Below are 16,641 nucleotides of genomic sequence, written 5' to 3'. Positions count from 1 at the left end.
CAGGTGGGTCGGGCGGTTCGGGCGGTTCGAACGGTCAGTCGTGCTCGTCCGTGGCCGGCGGCCGGTGGTGGCACGGGACGGCGAGCAGGACCTCCGCGGGTCCGGAGGCCCCCTCGGGACCCGCCCGCGCGGGGTCCGTCACGTCGACCGGGCTGCCGGGTGCGGGCGGCGGGCTGCCGGAGTCGGTCCACTCGGCCCGGTGGAGACAGTGGTCCAGCTCGACGTACCCCTGCGGGTGCAGCCCGGTGCGCACGGTGGCCGTCCGGCGCGGTGCCTCGGCTTCGCGCTGCCGAGGCCAATGCCGGTGCCTGCGCAGGAGCGGCAGGGGCCGGGGCTCGCCGCGGTGGCGGGGGCCCCGGGCCGGGTCGGGTCCGGCCGCGGCGGGGACGGGGTTCACCCGGGTGCGGCGTACGGCGAGGACGAGCAGGGCGAGAAGGAGGGCGAGGGCGGTGGCCGCTCCGACGGCGAGCCAGACCAGCGTGCGCCGCTCGACCGCCGCGGCGGTCACGGCATGCCCGGCGGCCACGTCGGCAGACATCGACAGCATGATTCCGCGACTCATGACACCCCCGTCCGCCGTCCCGTCCGTCGTCCCGTTTGACACCCCGTTCGGGAGCGGGAAAGCACATCGCATATTAGAGGCGAACATCGGCCTGCCGGATAGCCGTCGGGACATTTCGCAGCCGTCTTATGAACCCCTTTTTCTAGAGGCGGAACACCTCCTGGCACCTGGTGAACATCTGCCGCGCGTGTTCCGCCCAGTCACCGGCCAGTTGCTCGAAGTCGTGGGGGCTCATACGGCTGGTGAGCGGGAGGACGCAGACTCCGGCGAGGCAGGGGCGGGGGCCGCGGACGTCCCAGACGGAGAGCATGGGGATCAGCTGTTCGGTATTCCACGCATTCGCCGCGGCGGCGGCCGGAGCCAGCTGATCCTCCCGTAGGACATGACCGTCCGTCATGAAGGCGACGAGCAGTTTTCTGGTGGTCATGAAACGAATGGTGACCACGCCGCCCGTTTCGGGAACGGCGAATTCCAGAGTGACGGAAGTGGAATCCGACACGGCCGATCCGGCGTTGCTGCGGCCGGCCCAGTTCTCCACCAGCCGCCGCCAGTGGGCGCCCACTTCGGGGAGGGGGCCGAAGGCGGCGTCAGCGTGCGCCACGGCGTGCCGCCTCCCTGACCATGGTGGCGGTCAGCCCGGCGTCGAGCAGCGCCTGCGCGTGCAGCAGCAGACAGGAGGGCACGCTCGGGGTGAGCCCGCGGTCCCGGCCCTGCCCCGGCTCGACGCGGACGGCGAGGTCCTTGACGCGGTCCCGTACGGCCTCGGCGGGCGGCGGCCAGTCCGCGGCGTCCCCCACACCGGTGAGGAACTCGCCCAGCAGGACGTCGAGGCCGGGCCGCTCCTCGGGCTGCCGGGCGAAGCAGCGGGTGAGGGTGGCGTGCAGTGCGGCCGGTACGTCGTCCAGGTCGGGTGAGCCGTCGACGACCCGGTAGATCACATCGGCGGCGTCCCCGAAGGGCGGGTGGCCGGTCGCCGCGTAGACGAGCACGCCGGCCAGCGAGAAGACATCGCTCGGTGGGCCGACCGGCCGGGCCATCAGCTGCTCCGGCGACATGTAGTGGGGGGTGCCCATGGTGATGCCGGGTTTGGTGAGCTTGGGCGCCCCGGACAGCAGGGAGATGCCGAAGTCGATGACGCGGGGTCCGTCGGCGGCCAGCAGGACGTTGGCGGGCTTGAGGTCCCGGTGCACGAGCCGGCCCGCGTGGATGGCCTGGAGCGCCTCGACCAGGCCCGCGCCCAGGACGCGTACCTGCGTATCGGTGAAGGGGCCCGCGGCACGGACGGCCTCCGAGAGGGCGGGGCCGGGCACGTACACGGTGGCCAGCCAGGGCGGGTCGCCCTCGGGGTCCGCGTCGACGACGGCCGCGGTGAAGGCGCCGCCGACGGCCCGTGCGGCCGTCACCTCGCGCGCGAACCGCTGCCGGAACTCCGGGTCGGCCGCGTACTCCGGCCGCACCACCTTGACGGCGACGGCCCGCCCGCCGGGCGACCGGGCGAGATACACCCACCCCATGCCACCCGATCCGAGCCGCCCCACGATGCGATACACCCCCACCCGCAGGGGATCACTGACCGGCGTCCGCACACGGCCCACCTCATTCGCGCGGAGTTACGCGGAGACACGTAGAGCAACGTAGAGAAACGCAGCGATACCGAGTGTGCCCCGAACCTCCCCACGGGGAAGCCCGGTCGGCCCACATCTACGGCCGAACCACGCACCAGCCACCCGTGCCGCGCCCCTACGGCCGCCCCCCCTACTGCCGGACAGCCCAACCCCGCTCCCGCAGCGCCGCGGTCAACACCCCCGCCGCCGACGGCTGCACCGACAACTCGATCAGCCCCACCTGCTGACCGGTCGCGTGCTCGATACGTACATCCTCGATGTTGACGCCCGCGCGGCCCGCGTCGGCGAAGATGCGGGCCAGCTGGCCCGGCTGGTCGTCGATGAGGACGACGACGCTCTCGTACGTGGCGGGAGCCGTGCCGTGCTTGCCGGGGACGCGGATCTGGCCGGCGTTGCCGCGGCGCAGCACGTCCTGGATGCCGTCGGTGCCGGCGCGGCGCTTGGCCTCGTCGGAGGACTGGAGGGCGCGCAGGGCCTGCACGGTCTCGTCCAGGTCGGCGGAGACGTCCGCGAGGAGGTCGGCGACCGGGCCGGGATTCGCGGAGAGGATGTCGATCCACATCCGCGGGTCGGACGCGGCGATCCGCGTCACGTCACGGATGCCCTGCCCACAGAGGCGTACGGCGGCCTCCTCGGCGTTCTCCAGCCGCGCGGCGACCATGCTGGACACCAGGTGGGGCATGTGCGAGACGAGCGCGACCGCACGGTCGTGGGCGTCGGCGTCCATCACCACGGGTACGGCCCGGCAGAACGAGACGAGTTCCAGCGCGAGGTTGAGCACCTCGGTGTCGGTGTCCCGGGTCGGCGTCAGCACCCAGGGCCGCCCCTCGAAGAGGTCGGCCGTGGCGGCGAGGGGGCCCGACTTCTCACGGCCCGACATGGGGTGCGACCCGATGTACGCGGACAGGTCGAGGCCCAGCGCCTCCAGTTCGCGGCGCGGCCCGCCCTTGACGCTGGCCACGTCGAGGTAGGCGCGCGCGACCCCGCCCCGCATCGCGTCGGCGAGCGCCCCGGCGACGTGCGCGGGCGGCGCAGCGACGATCGCGAGGTCGACGGGCCCCGCGGGCTCCTCGTCCGTGCCGGCGCCGAGCGCCGCCGCGGTACGGGCCTGCCCCGGGTCGTGGTCGGCGAGGTGCACGACGACGCCCCGCCCGGTCAGGGCCAGCGCGGCCGACGTCCCGATGAGCCCGGTGCCGATGACGAGTGCGGTTCTCACTGGGCGATGTCCTTGCGCAGGGCGCCCGCGGAGCCCAGGTAGACGTGCGCGATCTCGGCACGCGGCAGGTCGGACTCGATGTGCGCGAGGACCCGTACGACCCGGGGCATCGCCCCTTCGATGTCCAGCTCCTGCGCGCAGATCAGCGGCACGTCGACGATGCCGAGCTTGCGCGCCGCAGCCGCCGGGAAGTCGCTGTGCAGATCGGGGGTCGCCGTGAACCAGATGCTGATCAGCTCGTCGGCGGTCAGCGCGTTCCGCTCCAGGATGGCGGTGAGCAGCTCGCTGACCTGCTCATCCATGTGACCGGCTTCGTCCCGCTCCAGCTGGACGGCGCCCCGGACCGCTCGTACCGCCACGGTGACACTCCTCGTTCATGTACGGATCGGCTCTACCGCATCCAGCCTAGTCAGCCCTCGGCGGCTCGATGCGCGGCGCCCGTCTGCCGAGACGGCCGCCCCTTTTTCGCTTCTCGCTCTCCCAATCTCCGCCAAGTGGCTCCTGTGCGCCTCTGGACGCGGGAGCCACCGTCCGCTTGCATGGTGAGGCTGTCCGCGCCACGCCTCGGGGGAGGCACGATGAAGCGTTCCGGACCACTTTTCACGCTCCTCGCGGGACTGCTGCTCGCCCTGTTCATGCTGTCGCTCAACGCGACGACAGGGACGCGCAGCACGACGACCGGGAGCGACGCGCCCGCCGACGCCGTGTCGGCGAGCCCTGCGCCCGCGGCGACGGCCACGGTCACGCCGGGCAAGCGGTCGCCGTCGCCCAGCCCGTCCAAGCCCAAAACCACCGTGCCGAACGCCGACTACGCGGGCCGCACCGACGACGACTCCTCCGCGGTCGCGGTGACCCTGCGCGACGGCAAGGCGGTGGCGTACTTCTGCGACGGCCGGGACCAGGAGTCGTGGCTGAAGGGTGACGTCGAGGCCGACGGCAGCATGCGGCTCACGAACAAGCAGGACAGGACCCAGGTCCTCACCGGCAAGCTGGCGGGGAAGCGGATCACCGGCACGGTCGACATGGGACAGCGGAAGTACGGCTTCACGGCCGCCAAGTCCCTGAAGCCCAACGCGCTGTACCGCGCCACCGACACCGTGTCCGACACCAAGATCGACGGCGGCTGGATCGTGCTGCAGGACGACAGCCAGGTCGGCATCCTCAAGCGGGACGGCAAGGCGAGCCCCGCGCCCCGTATCGACCCGGCGACCGGCACGGTGACGGTCGACGGGGAGCAGCTCACCGCCCGCCCCGTAACCCCTTGATCCCGTAGAGCCCCTTGATCCCCGGGCTCCGCCCTTCGCTCTTCGCCCGCCGTTCCGCCCTTCGCTCTTCGTGCCACCTCCGCTCCGCCCCATGACCGCGAGATCGCGTGACCGCTGGGAGCCGAACATGACAGTGGACCCGAACGCCGCAACCCAGGGTTTCCCCGCACCCGACCCGGCCCGCCGGGGCCCGGGAGCCGCCCGCTACCTCGTACCCGCCCTGGTCGCGAGCGCGGTCGCGGTCGGCCTCGGCGTCTACGGGAACGTGCACGACCCGGAGGGCACCGCCTTCAACCTCGCGGGCTTCAGCAGCACGAGCGCGGTGAAGTCCTGGCTGGCCACGGTCGCGGTGGGCTTCGCGGTCGTCCAGCTCGTCTCGGCACTCATGCTGTACGGGCGACTGCCGGGCCCGAGCTGGTCAGGCGTACTGCACCGCTGGTCGGGCCGGATCGCGTTCCTGGTCGCGGTACCGGTGGCGGTGCACTGTCTGTACGCGCTGGGCTACCAGACCTATGAGCCGCGCGTCCTGTGGCACTCGCTCCTGGGGTGCTTCTTCTTCGGTGCCTTCAGCGCCAAGATGCTGCTGCTCCGCGCGGAGCGACTGCCCGGCTGGCTGCTGCCGATCGTCGGCGGGCTCGTCTTCTCCGTGCTCACGGTGATCTGGCTGACCTCCGCCCTCTGGTTCTTCCGCACCTTCGGAGTGACGACATGACCCATCCCTCGACGCGGCGCACGGTGCTCGCGACAGGCGCGGCGGGCGCGGCGAGCGCGCTGCTCCTGGGCTGCAGCAAGTACGGGGACGAGAACAGCGGGGGTGACACGGAGGAAGCGTCGTCCGCGGCCCCCTCGGGCACCGCCGGCGGTGAGGCACCCGGCGGTGGCGGTGGCGGCAAGGAACTCACCAAGACCGCCGACATCCCGGTCGGCGGCGGGAAGATCTTCAAGGACGAGAAGGTCGTCGTCACCCAGTCGGAGAAGGGCGGCTTCAAGGCCTTCTCGGCGGTCTGCACCCACCAGGGCTGCATCGTCGCCAACGTCTCGGACGGCACGATCAACTGCACGTGCCACGGCAGCAAGTTCAAAATCGCCGACGGCTCGGTGGCCGGCGGCCCGGCACCGAAACCGCTTCCCGCAAGGCAGATCACGGTCGAGGGAGACTCGATCGGCCTCGCCTGATCCGCGTGAACCGCGTGAACCGCGTGAACCGCAGGGGCGAAAGAGGGGGCCGGAGAGAGGCAGCTCAGGCGTCCCAGAGCGCGCCCAGTGCCACCAGGTCACCCTGGTGCTCGATCCTGTCGGCCCACTCCGTGGGCCAGGCGTCGGCACCGAGGTACGCCCCCGCGAAGGCACCGGCGAGACACGCGATCGAGTCCGAGTCCCCCGAGGTGCAGGCGGCCCGGCGCAGGGCCGTCACCGGCTCGTCCACGAAGAGCAGGAAACTCAGCAGACCGGTCGCGAGGGCCTCCTCGGCGACCCACCCGGCGCCGGTGGCCAGGCACGGGTCCGTCTCGGGCGACGGCGACCGCAGGGCCTGCCGAAGCCGCTCCAGAGCCTCCAGGCACTCGTCCCAGCCCCGCGCGATGAAGTGCGTGGGCGTCGGGTCCTGGGCGCGGGTCCACAGATCACCGAGCCAGCGCTCGTGATAGCGCGTCCGGTTCTCGTACGCGTACGACCGGAGCTGTCCGACCAGGCCGGTCGGTTCGGCACCCTGCGCGAGGAGCCGTATCGCGTGCGCGGTGAGGTCGGCGGCGGCCAGCGCCGTCGGGTGGCCGTGTGTGAGGGCGGCCTGCAACTGGGCGGCGCCGGCGCGCTGTTCGTCACTGAGCCCCGGGGCGAGACCGAGGGGTGCTACGCGCATGTTGGCACCGCAGCCCTTCGAACCCACCTGGCTGGCGTCCTGCCAGGGCTGCCCCTCGCGCTCCAGCAACTCGCAGGCCGTGATGCAGGTGTTGCCCGGTGCGCGGTTGTTCTCAGGTGACCGGTTCCAGGCGATGAACTCCTTGCGCACCGACTCGGCGAGTTCCCGCGGCCCGAGCAGCCCTCTGTCCATCGCGGCGCGCAGCCCCCGCGCCACCGCCAGCGTCATCTGCGTGTCGTCGGTGATCCACGCGGGATCCGGCAGCTCCAGCTCCCGCCAGGGCCCGTACGCGGCAAGGATCGACGGCACGTCCTTGAACTCGGTCGGGTAGCCGAGCGCGTCCCCGAGGGCGAGCCCCACCAACGCCCCGGTGGCGGCCTGCTTCCTGACGGTCGTGGTCATGAGGACGATCCTTTCGAAGACGAAGACGAAGCCGAGGACGAAGCCGAAGGCGAAGGCGAGACAGAAGTGGACGGCGAGGACGATGAGGCCGACGGGGACGACCCGGCCGCCGCCGCCCGCAACAGCGGCGGATGCAACGCCGTCGCACCCCCCGCCCGATACAGCGCGGCAGGCTTCCCCCGCCCCCCGGTCAGCCGCGCCGCCCCCGGCACCGGTTCGACGAACCCGGGTGTGGCGAGGACCTTGCGCCGGAAGTTCGGCCGGTCGAGCGCGGCCCCCCACACCGTCTCGTAGACCTGCTGCAGTTCCCCCAGGGTGAACTCCGGCGGGCAGAACGCGGTGGCGAGGCAGGTGTACTCCAGCTTCGCGCCGATGCGTTCCCGGGCGTCGGCGAGGATCCGGTCGTGGTCGAAGGCGAGCGGCCCGAGTCCGTCGTACGGCAGCCAGTGCGCGCTGGCCGCGTCGCCGCCGCCGCGCGGCTCGGGAGCGTCCGGCAGCAGCGCGGCATACGCCACCGAGACCACCCGCATCCGGGGGTCGCGGTCCGGCTCGCTGTACGTGCGCAGTTGCTCCAGGTGCAGCCCGGAGACGTCCGTCAGACCGGTCTCCTCGGCGAGTTCACGCCGGGCGGCCGTCCCCGCGGACTCCTTCGGCAGCACGAATCCCCCGGGCAGCGCGCGGCATCCCGCGTACGGCTCCTGTCCGCGCTCGATCAGCAGTACCTGGAGCGCGCCCGCCCGGACCGTGAACACCGCGAGATCGACGGTGACGGCGAAGGGCTCGAAGGCGTGCTTGTCGTAGCCCTCCATGCCCCCTCCTCGTGTGGCCTCGGCGGCCGTCGGTGCACCGTGCCGGGCGACGGCCGACGGACCGGGACCACCCCCGTGGGCCCTGCTCCTCCGGTCGCGCCCGGCACGGGCGTTTCCTTAATGGTCAGCACGACTATAAATCGCGGACGGCATCCCCACAAGCCCCCGAACGCGGAGCGGCCGGCTCCGGGAGAACCCGGAACCGGCCGATGCCGTACTACGAGAGCAGCGAAAAGCTGAGTGAGGCGGAGAAGAGCCGAGAAAGGCGGAGGCCCTAGAGGCCGACTTCCTGCATCAGCATGCCGACCTCGGTGTTGGACAGGCGTCGCAGCCAGCCCGACTTCTGGTCGCCGAGGGCGATCGGTCCGAAGGACACGCGCACGAGCTTGTCGACCGGGAACCCGGCCTCGGCGAGCATGCGCCGCACGATGTGCTTGCGCCCCTCGTGCAGGGTCACCTCGACCATGTAGTTCTTGCCGGTCTGCTCGACGACCCTGAAGTGGTCCGCCTTCGCGTAACCGTCCTCCAGCTGGATGCCGTCCTTGAGCTGCTTGCCCAGGTCGCGCGGGATCGGGCCCACGATGTGCGCGAGGTAGACCTTCTTCACGCCGTACTTGGGGTGCGTCAGGCGGTGCGCAAGCTCACCGTGATTGGTGAGCAGGATGAGGCCCTCGGTCTCGGTGTCGAGCCGTCCCACGTGGAAGAGCCGCGTCTCGCGGTTCGTCACGTAGTCGCCGAGGCACTGACGGCCCTCGTTGTCCTCCATGGTGGACACGACGCCCGCGGGCTTGTTGAGCACGAAGAACTGGTACGACTGCGTGGCGACGGTCAGCCCGTCGACCTTGATCTCGTCGTTCTCAGGGTCGACGCGCATGCCCTGCTCAAGGACGATCTCGCCGTTGACCTCGACGCGGGCCTGCTCGACCAGCTCCTCGCAGGAACGGCGCGAACCGTAGCCCGCGCGCGCGAGCACCTTCTGCAGGCGCTCGCCCTCCTGCTCGGCGCCCGGGAAGGTCTTGACCGTCTTGACGTCGGGCTTGCCCGCGTACCGGTCCCTGTTGCGCTCCTCGGTACGCGTCTCCAACTCACGGGAGCGCGCGTTCTCCGTACGGCCGCCGCGCTGCTGGCCCTGCTTGGGGCCGCCCTTGGCACCGCCGCGCGCGGAGCTGCCGCGCCCGGACTTCGCACCCTCGTGGGTGGCGCCGGGGCCTACGTCGTAGCGGCGCTCCTCGGGACGGGGCTTGCTGGGGCGCTTCGGCCTGTCGTCGGAGCCTCCCGCGCCGTTCTGCTGGGAGCCGCTGCCCGCGGGCCCCCGGGAGCCGAATCCGCTGCCGGAGGTACGGGGGCCACCGCTGCCGGCGCCACGGGGACCGCCGCCGCCGGAGCCGCGGGGTCCACCGCCACCGGAGCCACGAGAGCCACCGCCACCGCCGCCGGACCCGCGGGGGTTGCCGCCCCCACCGCCGGAGCCACGAGAGCCACCGCTCCCACCGCTCCCGCCGGTCCCGCGGGGGTTGCCGCGCCCGCCGCTGTTCCTGCCGCTGCCACTGCCACTGCTTCGCATCAAAGTTCCGTCGTCGTCGTGTCGTCTGCATCTGCGTCCGGCGCATCCGGATCGAACGACGGGACCCCTTCCAGCGTCTCTGCTTCGATCGCGTCCGCCTCCGGAAGGAAGGGCGCGAGCTCCGGGAGCTCGTACAGGCCGCGCAGGCCCATTCGCTCCAGGAAGTAGTTCGTCGTCCTGTACAGGATCGCACCTGTTTCGGGTTCCGCGCCCGCCTCCTGGACCAGACCCCTCTGAAGGAGGGTGCGCATCACGCCGTCACAGTTCACTCCGCGGACCGCCGAGACCCTCGATCGGCTGACCGGCTGCCGGTACGCGACCACGGCGAGGGTCTCCAGCGCCGCCTGGGTGAGCCGGGCGTGCTGCCCGTCCAGGACGAAGCGCTCGACGGCCGCCGCGTACTGCGGGCGGCTGTAGAACCGCCAGCCGCCGGCGACGATCCGCAGCTCGAAGCCGCGTCTTTGGAGGCTGTACTCGTCGGCCAGCGCACGCAGCGCGTCCGCGATCTGCCGCCTGGGCCGCTCCAGGATCTTCGCGAGGTGCTCCTCGGTGGCGGGTTCGTCCACGACCATGAGGACGGCCTCCAGCGCGGGCCGGAGGTCGAGATCCGCGACGCTGCGGGCCCCCTCGGGGGCTCCGGTGGTGTCCTCGCTCACACCTTCACACCTTCTCCTCGACCGGATCCGGGACAGGATCCGGCGGCCGGTCGAACTCGTCCGTCACCGTCGGCTGCGCATCCCCCTCCCCGCCCGTCCAGCGCACCACCAGGTCCCCCAGAGCCTCCTCCTGGTCCAGGGAGACCGCCTTCTCCCGGTAGAGCTCCAGAAGGGCCAGGAAACGCGCCACGACGGTGAGGGTGTCGTCGACGTCCTCGACGAGCGAGCGGAAACTGGCCTCGCCGAGCTCCCGCAGCCGTGCCACCACGATCGCGGCCTGCTCCTGCACGCTCACGAGCGGCGCGTGGATGTGGTCGACGTACACCTGGGGCCTGGCCCGGGGCTGCATCGCCTTCACGGCGAGCTGGGCGAATCCTTCCGCCCCGATGCTGATGACCACCTCGGGCAGCAGCTCGGCGTGGTGCGCCTCAAGCCCGACGGTACGGGGGTAGCGGCGCGCCTCCTCGTCGAGGCGGCGGTTGAAGATGTCGGCGATCTGTTTGTACGCGCGGTACTGCAGCAGCCGGGCGAAGAGCAGGTCGCGGGCTTCGAGGAGCGCAAGGTCGCCCTCGTCCTCGACCTCGGCGGAGGGCAGCAGCCGGGCGGCCTTCAGATCGAGCAGGGTCGCCGCGACGACCAGGAACTCGGTGGTCTGATCGAGGTCCCAGTCCGGCCCCATCGCCCGGATGTGCGCCATGAACTCATCGGTGACCTTGGACAACGCGACTTCGGTGACATCCATCTTGTGCTTGGAGATCAACTGAAGCAGCAGGTCGAAGGGCCCTTCGAAGTTGACCAGCCGAACCTTGAAGACCCCGTCGTCCGCGGACTCTTCGGGATCGCCTTCGGGCTCGACCGCAGCCGGGCTCTCCGCCGCGGGCGGCTCAGCAGGGGGCCTACTCCCGGGCCCGCGCCCCAACGCACGCCGCCGCCCACCCCCGCCGGAGGCGGATGCTGAGGTCGACGCACGGCCGTCGTTCGAGGTCATAGCCGTCGCAGGCTACCGCTACCGCCCACGCAACCGTCGTACGAGAATGCTCGCGTCGCCACGCGATTCGAGATCCGCGAGGACCACCGCGACGGCCTCCCGCACGATCCGGCCGCGGTCGACCGCGAGCCCGTGCTCCCCGCGGAGCACCAGGCGGGCGTGTTCGAGGTCCATGAGTTCCTCGGCGGACACGTACACCGTGATCTTCTCGTCGTGCCGCTCGCGCCCGCTGGGCCGCCGCCCGGAGCCCCGCCCGCGCTTGCGGGTCTGGCCCTGGGGCTGGACCCCGGCAGCACCTTCCTGCGGCGGCGGACGCCGCCCGGAACGGTCCGCCGTGGCGGCGACCCGGCTCCGGGACTCCCCGTCGGCGGAGTCGGCGTCGGCCGCGACATGTTCGTCGCCCTCGCCGTCACCACCCCGCACGGGCACCGACTGCGGTCCGTCCTCACCGGCCGCGGCGTCGCTCTCGCCCGCCGGAGCGGGCACCCGCGCCTCGCCGTTGGCCGGACGCCGCGGGCTGGAGGACTGAAGAGCCATCCCCCCGGTCGTACGGAACAGTTCGTCGGCCCCCGGCAGACTCACTCGGCGTGACACCGGGCGAGCACCTCCCTGGCGAGCTGACGGTAGGCGGCGGCACCGACGGAGTTGGAGGCGTACGTCGTGATCGGCTCACCGGCGACCGTGGTCTCCGGGAAGCGCACGGTCCGGCCGATCACCGTGTGGTAGACGTGATCGTCGAACGCCTCGACCACGCGCGCGAGCACCTCACGGCTGTGCACGGTCCGCGAGTCGTACATCGTGGCGAGGATGCCGTCGAGCTCCAGCTCGGGGTTGAGCCGCTCCTGGACCTTCTCGATGGTCTCGGTGAGCAGCGCGACCCCGCGCAACGCGAAGAACTCGCACTCCAGTGGCACTATCACCTTGTGAGCGGCCGTCAGCGCGTTCACGGTGAGCAGGCCCAGCGAGGGCTGACAGTCGATCACGATGTAGTCGTAGTCGGCCATCAGCGGCTTCAGGGCGCGCTGCAGCGTGGACTCGCGGGCGACCTCGCTCACCAGCTGAACCTCGGCGGCGGACAGGTCGATGTTGCTGGGCAGCAGGTCCATGTTCGGAACCGCGGTCTTCAGGAGCACCTCGTCGGCCGCCATGCCCCGCTCCATGAGCAGGTTGTAGACCGTGAGGTCGAGCTCCATCGGGTTGACTCCGAGGCCCACGGACAGTGCGCCCTGCGGGTCGAAGTCGACGAGCAGGACCCGGCGTCCGTACTCCGCGAGGGCGGCACCCAGGTTGATGGTCGACGTCGTCTTGCCCACGCCGCCCTTCTGGTTGCACATCGCGATGATCTTCGCGGGGCCGTGGTCGGTCAGCGGGCCCGGGATCGGGAAGTACGGCAGCGGGCGCCCGGTCGGGCCGATGCGCTCGCGCCGCTGGCGCGCCGCGTCGGGCGCGAGCGTGGCCGCGTACTCCGGATCGGGCTCGTACTCGGCGTCGGGGTCGTAGAAATGCCCCTCGGGCAGGTCGTCGTAGTCGGCGAAGTGGGTGCGGTTCTCGCCACTTCCGTTGCCGGCCATGGCGTTCACGTGATGGCCATCCATGCTCTGGTGTGCTGTCTGAGTCATCTTCGGACTCTGGTGGGCTGCGAACGTGCGCACCGCAACGGAGCCGACAGCTTCGAGCCCCGTTGGCCTTGAGCCCTGCGCAGGCATTCCTGGTTGACCACCCCCGGGAGTAAATGTCGACTCATTCACAAGTCGTCTTACCTCCTTGGTGACCAGGAAACTTCTCGATAGGTCAGCGTGGCACCATGCCGACGGTTGGCGACTCTATGGCGTGTCACCGCTTCGCAGCAACACAATCCGCCGGACCCGGCCCGATGTGTCGGCAACGGAACATCCCTCTGTCAAGGGCGTAAGGGCGTCGCACGGCAGGTTCCAGGGGTGTGCGAAACGGTTCAAGGGTTACGTTCGAGGCGAGTTGAGCGAGTCTCGCAAAGTGACTCGACACACATCCGGCCGGGCCCTGTGGGACAAGGTCCGGCCGTACGTGCGAGGTTGACGACCTCTGTTGACGAATCGCCTTTTGCCGGCGGAGAAGTCGACGCGGAACCGGGACGAAACCACCCGGAAGGTCACCCGCGGAGACAGGCCGAAGGTCAGCCGAGCAGGCTCTCCAGCTCGGCGTGCTCCAGGCCGTGGGCCTCGGCGACCTCACGGTAAACGACCTTGCCGTCATGCGTGTTGAGACCCCGGGCCAGCGCGGGGTCACGGCGCAGCGCCTCGACCCAGCCGCGGTTCGCGAGCTCCACGATGTACGGAAGCGTCGCATTGGTGAGCGCGTACGTCGAGGTGTTGGGCACCGCGCCCGGCATGTTGGCGACGCAGTAGAAGACCGAGTCGTGGATCGGGAAGGTCGGCTCGGCGTGGGTGGTCGGACGCGAGTCCTCGAAGCAGCCGCCCTGGTCGATGGCGATGTCGACAAGGACACTTCCGGGCTTCATCCGGGACACGAGCTCGTTGGTGACCAGCTTCGGGGCCTTCGCGCCGGGGATGAGCACGGCACCGATGACGAGGTCCGCCTCGAGGCAGGCCTTCTCCAGCTCGAAGGCGTTCGAGACGACCGTCTGGATCTTCGTACCGAAGATCTTGTCGGCTTCCTTGAGCTTGTTGATGTCGCGGTCGAGCAGGGTCACGTGGAAGCCCATGCCGATGGCGATCTGCGCCGCGTTCCAGCCGGAGACCCCGCCGCCGATGACCACGGCGCGGGCGGCCAGCACGCCCGGGACACCGCCGGGCAGGACGCCGCGGCCACCGTTGGCGCGCATCAGGTGGTAGGCGCCGACCTGCGGGGCGAGGCGGCCGGCGACCTCGGACATCGGGGCGAGCAGCGGGAGCGCGCGACTGGGCAGCTCGACCGTTTCGTATGCGATCGCCGTGGTGCCGGACTCCAGGAGCGCGTCCGTGCACTCCTTGGACGCGGCCAGGTGCAGGTAGGTGAAGAGCGTCTGGTCCTTGCGGAGGCGGTGGTACTCCTCGGCGATGGGCTCCTTGACCTTCAGCAGCAGGTCGGCGGCGGTCCAGACCTCGTCGGCGGTGGCGACGATCCGCGCGCCGGCGGCGACGAACTCGTCGTCCGTGATCGAGGAGCCGACACCGGCGTGCTGCTCGATCAGGACCTGGTGGCCGTGGCGCACCAGCTCGTGCACACCGGCGGGGGTGATGGCCACCCGGAACTCGTTGTTCTTGACCTCGCGGGGGATGCCGACCTTCACGTCGATCACGGTTCCTTGGCTCAGAAGGGATGCAGCAGGGATCTGGGCCAGGCAGCGCAAGACATGACGATGCCTGACATACCCGGATGCACGGGAGCACACCGGGGAACACCACGAATTGACGCGGCGGAGCCAGTCTAATGAAGGGATTCTCTCTGTCTAGCCTTTCAATGCATCAATCTTCTTCGGCTGCGCTACGGATTTCGCAGGCGTTGCGGTCGTGTTCCCTCGTTGATGCGCTCTCCGGGAGCTCATCGCCGAGCATTCGTTCGGCGGTGGTGCGGTGCAGCCGGGCGGCCGTGGGGTCGCCCAGCCGGTCGAGCGTGTCGGCCAGCCGCAGCTGCAGCGCGGCCTGCAGCCGGACGTCGTCGGCGCGGCGCGCCCACTCGACCGCCTCCTGGCAGGTGACGAGGGATTCCTCGGGCCGGCCCGCGTACTCCTGGACCCGGGCCATCTCGCTCAACGCCCTTGCCTGGCCCGCCACATCGCCGGTCCTGCGGTGTCCGGTGACCGCGGAGCGCCAGTTGCGCAGCGCCTCGCCGTAGCGGCCCGCGTAGGTGTGCACGGTGGCGATCCGGCCGTGCAGTCTGGCCGCGTCGGCGCGTTCGTCGCGGGCGAGCCGCTGGGCGAGGGCGCGTCCGTACCAGTCGGCGGCCCGGTCGTAGTCGCCGAGTTCCTGGTGGGCGCCGCCTACGGATTCCATCGCGCGGCCGGTCGCGTAGGGGTCGTTCGCCTCGCGTCCGGCGTCCAGAGCGGCCCGGTAGCGGGCCAGCGCGTCCGTCGTACGGCCGGTCTGGGCGTCGAGGTCGGCGAGGTTGAGCAGCGCCGCGGCCTTCTCGCGGGGCAGGTCACGGCGTTCGGCGACGTCCAGGACGAGCCGGTGGATGCCGTACAGCTCGGGCGCCGCGGCCTGCGTGCCGACATGGGCGACCAGGGCTCTGACCAGGGCGGCCATCAGCCGGCGGGCGAGGGTGTCCAGCTCGCCGTCGGAGACCGCGAGGCGGGCGGCGGCCAGCAGCGCGGGCCGGCGGATGCTCAGCCAGTCGGCGGCCGCGCGGGGGTTGGGGAAGCGCAGCGCGCGGGGCATCCCGGCGAGTTTCTCGCGGGCGGGCGAGCTGTCGGTCTCGGTGATCGCCCGGCAGGACACCAGCAGCCGTACGGTCCGCTCCAGCATGCGGGCGCGGGCCAGCTGCAGCTCGGCGACGCGGTCCTCGGTCTCGGTGAGCGAGCGCAGCAGCGGCAGCAGGCAGCCGGGCACCTCGTACTGCGGCAGCGGCGACTCCACCGCCCGCACGAGACCGAGTTCGGTGAAGTCGTCGAGCGTGGTGCGGGCGGCGCCGACCGAGCAGCCGGCGAGCGCGGACGCGGTGTGCGGGTCGACGAGACCGGCGGGGGCGAGCGAGAGGAGGCGCAGTATCCGCGCGGCGGCCGACGGCAGGGCCGCGTAGGTGAGCCGGAAGATCCGTTCGAGGACCGGGCCGTCGTCACCGTCGGTGTGCAACTGCTTGGCGAGATCGGCGACGGCCGACTTGGGCCGGTGGGCGAGCCAGGCCCCGGCGAGGACGAGCGCGGCGGGCTGGGCCGCGCAGATCTCCACGAGTCCTTCGGCGGCGCGCGGGTCCACGGTGATGCGTACGGAGCCGGTGAACCGGTCCAGGAGTTCGAGGGCGGACTTGGTGTCCATGCCGCCGAGGGTGCAGGGGCGGACGTCCGTGATCCCGGTCAGGGGCCCGCCGGAGACGGCGACGACGAGACAGTCGGGGGTCTCCGGAAGGAGCGAGTCCACCTGCTGCGCGTCGGCCGCGTCGTCGAGCAGGAGCACGGTCCTGCGGGTGGCGAGCGCCTCGCGCAGCCGCTCGGAGAGGTCGTCCTCGTCCGCTCCGGCCGGGGCGGACAGTTCGAGCGCGGTGAGCAGGTCGCGGGCGGTTCGTTCGGTCGGTACGGGGGTGCCGTCGGGCTCGGTGAGCCGGGCCCGCAGGACACCGTCCGGGTAACTGTCCGCGACCTTGCGTACGAGCTCCTCGGCGAGCGCGGTGCGGCCGGATCCGGGTCTGCCGGCGATGAGCAGCACGCGCGCGCGGGGCGCCTTGCGGCCGGCGAGGGTGTCGAGCCCCGCGCGGTCGATGTCCGCCCGGAGTTCCTTCAACTCTCTTGTACGGCCGAGGAACTGACTCCCCGTGAGGGCGGACACGGCAGCCGGGCGCCGCCCCTTCTCCGACACCGTCGTGCCGCCGGCATCCACCGCCTGATCCGTCACGGGCCACACTCCCGTCCCACTGCGCGCGCAAGCCCGCCGGGACTCCGGACGGGGCGTTTTTGAGAGCCTAGTTCACGCTCTGCGACGATCCGTGCGGAGCGCGGCGGGCGGATCCCCCGATCGGATCAGGCGATCGTCACATCGGTGGGCCGATTGCGTGTACCGAAGTGG

17 protein-coding genes are annotated in these 16,641 nt (G+C 71.3%); 3 read left to right on the top strand and 14 right to left on the bottom strand.

Annotated features, from left to right (window positions below; genetic code table 11):
• Positions 1–34: 34 nt before the first annotated feature.
• The 5 genes from ACZ60E_RS42555 to aroH form a co-directional block, all read right to left on the bottom strand.
• Positions 35–538 carry a hypothetical protein gene (locus ACZ60E_RS42555; RefSeq protein ID WP_469447633.1) on the bottom strand — a complete coding sequence of 168 codons (504 nt, stop codon included), beginning with the start codon at positions 536–538 and terminating at the stop codon, positions 35–37.
• A 166-nt stretch (positions 539–704) separates the two neighbouring features.
• Complete coding sequence (locus ACZ60E_RS42550; RefSeq protein ID WP_453793704.1) at positions 705–1,163, bottom strand: hypothetical protein; 459 nt, start codon at positions 1,161–1,163, stop codon at positions 705–707.
• The gene (locus tag ACZ60E_RS42545) at positions 1,150–2,148 is read right to left on the bottom strand and encodes a serine/threonine-protein kinase (RefSeq protein WP_469447630.1); all 999 of its coding nucleotides are present in this window, start codon (positions 2,146–2,148) and stop codon (positions 1,150–1,152) included. Before ACZ60E_RS42545 ends, ACZ60E_RS42550 begins: the two co-directional genes overlap by 14 nt.
• A gap of 169 nt (positions 2,149–2,317) precedes the next feature.
• The gene (locus tag ACZ60E_RS42540) at positions 2,318–3,403 is read right to left on the bottom strand and encodes a prephenate dehydrogenase (RefSeq protein WP_469447628.1); all 1,086 of its coding nucleotides are present in this window, start codon (positions 3,401–3,403) and stop codon (positions 2,318–2,320) included.
• The gene (gene aroH / locus ACZ60E_RS42535) at positions 3,400–3,762 is read right to left on the bottom strand and encodes a chorismate mutase (RefSeq protein WP_469447627.1); all 363 of its coding nucleotides are present in this window, start codon (positions 3,760–3,762) and stop codon (positions 3,400–3,402) included. Before aroH ends, ACZ60E_RS42540 begins: the two co-directional genes overlap by 4 nt.
• Positions 3,763–3,981: 219 nt before the next feature.
• Here aroH and ACZ60E_RS42530 point away from each other — a divergent pair, with 219 nt between their 5' ends.
• From ACZ60E_RS42530 to ACZ60E_RS42520, 3 genes are all read left to right on the top strand, one after another.
• The gene (locus ACZ60E_RS42530) at positions 3,982–4,668 is read left to right on the top strand and encodes a hypothetical protein (protein WP_469447624.1); all 687 of its coding nucleotides are present in this window, start codon (positions 3,982–3,984) and stop codon (positions 4,666–4,668) included.
• A gap of 127 nt (positions 4,669–4,795) precedes the next feature.
• Positions 4,796–5,380, top strand: coding sequence for a DUF6529 family protein (locus ACZ60E_RS42525; protein ID WP_385835996.1), 585 nt, complete (start codon positions 4,796–4,798; stop codon positions 5,378–5,380).
• Positions 5,377–5,844, top strand: coding sequence for a Rieske (2Fe-2S) protein (locus ACZ60E_RS42520; protein WP_469447622.1), 468 nt, complete (start codon positions 5,377–5,379; stop codon positions 5,842–5,844). The genes ACZ60E_RS42525 and ACZ60E_RS42520 overlap by 4 nt, the downstream gene beginning before the upstream one ends.
• 64 nt (positions 5,845–5,908) lie before the next feature.
• Here ACZ60E_RS42520 and ACZ60E_RS42515 read toward each other — a convergent pair whose 3' ends face one another.
• The 9 genes from ACZ60E_RS42515 to ACZ60E_RS42475 all read right to left on the bottom strand — a co-directional run bounded on the left by ACZ60E_RS42515 (position 5,909) and on the right by ACZ60E_RS42475 (position 16,470).
• Complete coding sequence (locus ACZ60E_RS42515) at positions 5,909–6,928, bottom strand: ADP-ribosylglycohydrolase family protein (RefSeq protein WP_469447620.1); 1,020 nt, start codon at positions 6,926–6,928, stop codon at positions 5,909–5,911.
• A complete protein-coding gene (locus ACZ60E_RS42510; protein WP_469447618.1) occupies positions 6,925–7,737 on the bottom strand; it encodes an NUDIX hydrolase in 813 nt (270 codons plus the stop codon). Before ACZ60E_RS42510 ends, ACZ60E_RS42515 begins: the two co-directional genes overlap by 4 nt.
• A 274-nt stretch (positions 7,738–8,011) precedes the next feature.
• On the bottom strand, positions 8,012–9,301 hold the full coding sequence (locus ACZ60E_RS42505) for a pseudouridine synthase (RefSeq protein WP_384811640.1): 1,290 nt from the start codon (positions 9,299–9,301) through the stop codon (positions 8,012–8,014).
• Entirely contained in the window at positions 9,301–9,957 is a 657-nt protein-coding gene (scpB, locus tag ACZ60E_RS42500) for an SMC-Scp complex subunit ScpB (protein ID WP_453793698.1), read from the bottom strand. Before scpB ends, ACZ60E_RS42505 begins: the two co-directional genes overlap by 1 nt.
• A gap of 4 nt (positions 9,958–9,961) precedes the next feature.
• Positions 9,962–10,945: a segregation and condensation protein A gene (locus ACZ60E_RS42495; RefSeq protein ID WP_469447615.1), complete on the bottom strand. Its 984-nt coding sequence runs from the start codon at positions 10,943–10,945 to the stop codon at positions 9,962–9,964.
• Positions 10,946–10,963: 18 nt separating this feature from the next.
• Positions 10,964–11,539 (bottom strand): hypothetical protein, encoded by a 576-nt coding sequence (locus ACZ60E_RS42490; RefSeq protein WP_469447613.1) that lies wholly within the window; start codon positions 11,537–11,539, stop codon positions 10,964–10,966.
• Positions 11,524–12,651 (bottom strand): ParA family protein, encoded by a 1,128-nt coding sequence (locus tag ACZ60E_RS42485; RefSeq protein WP_079053143.1) that lies wholly within the window; start codon positions 12,649–12,651, stop codon positions 11,524–11,526. The genes ACZ60E_RS42490 and ACZ60E_RS42485 overlap by 16 nt, the downstream gene beginning before the upstream one ends.
• 446 nt (positions 12,652–13,097) lie before the next feature.
• Complete coding sequence (gene ald, locus ACZ60E_RS42480) at positions 13,098–14,222, bottom strand: alanine dehydrogenase (protein WP_384811651.1); 1,125 nt, start codon at positions 14,220–14,222, stop codon at positions 13,098–13,100.
• Positions 14,223–14,388: 166 nt separating this feature from the next.
• On the bottom strand, positions 14,389–16,470 hold the full coding sequence (locus tag ACZ60E_RS42475) for a tetratricopeptide repeat protein (RefSeq protein WP_469447609.1): 2,082 nt from the start codon (positions 16,468–16,470) through the stop codon (positions 14,389–14,391).
• Positions 16,471–16,641 lie beyond the last annotated feature (171 nt).

The sequence above is a fragment of the Streptomyces sp. NPDC102514 genome (assembly GCF_055584525.1).
The sequence above is the reverse complement of the archived record's forward strand: the minus strand, read 5'-3'. Positions and strand labels throughout refer to the sequence as shown.

Bases quoted from the DNA above. Each gene is read 5' to 3' on its own strand.
- ACZ60E_RS42555 (WP_469447633.1), bottom strand. From the start codon at position 538: ATGTCTGCCGACGTGGCCGCCGGGCATGCCGTGACCGCCGCGGCGGTC.
- ACZ60E_RS42530 (WP_469447624.1), top strand. From the start codon at position 3,982: ATGAAGCGTTCCGGACCACTTTTCACGCTCCTCGCGGGACTGCTGCTC.
- ACZ60E_RS42525 (WP_385835996.1), top strand. From the start codon at position 4,796: ATGACAGTGGACCCGAACGCCGCAACCCAGGGTTTCCCCGCACCCGAC.
- ACZ60E_RS42520 (WP_469447622.1), top strand. From the start codon at position 5,377: ATGACCCATCCCTCGACGCGGCGCACGGTGCTCGCGACAGGCGCGGCG.
- ACZ60E_RS42515 (WP_469447620.1), bottom strand. From the start codon at position 6,928: ATGACCACGACCGTCAGGAAGCAGGCCGCCACCGGGGCGTTGGTGGGG.
- ACZ60E_RS42510 (WP_469447618.1), bottom strand. From the start codon at position 7,737: ATGGAGGGCTACGACAAGCACGCCTTCGAGCCCTTCGCCGTCACCGTC.
- ACZ60E_RS42505 (WP_384811640.1), bottom strand. From the start codon at position 9,301: ATGCGAAGCAGTGGCAGTGGCAGCGGCAGGAACAGCGGCGGGCGCGGC.
- ACZ60E_RS42495 (WP_469447615.1), bottom strand. From the start codon at position 10,945: ATGACCTCGAACGACGGCCGTGCGTCGACCTCAGCATCCGCCTCCGGC.
- ACZ60E_RS42485 (WP_079053143.1), bottom strand. From the start codon at position 12,651: ATGCCTGCGCAGGGCTCAAGGCCAACGGGGCTCGAAGCTGTCGGCTCC.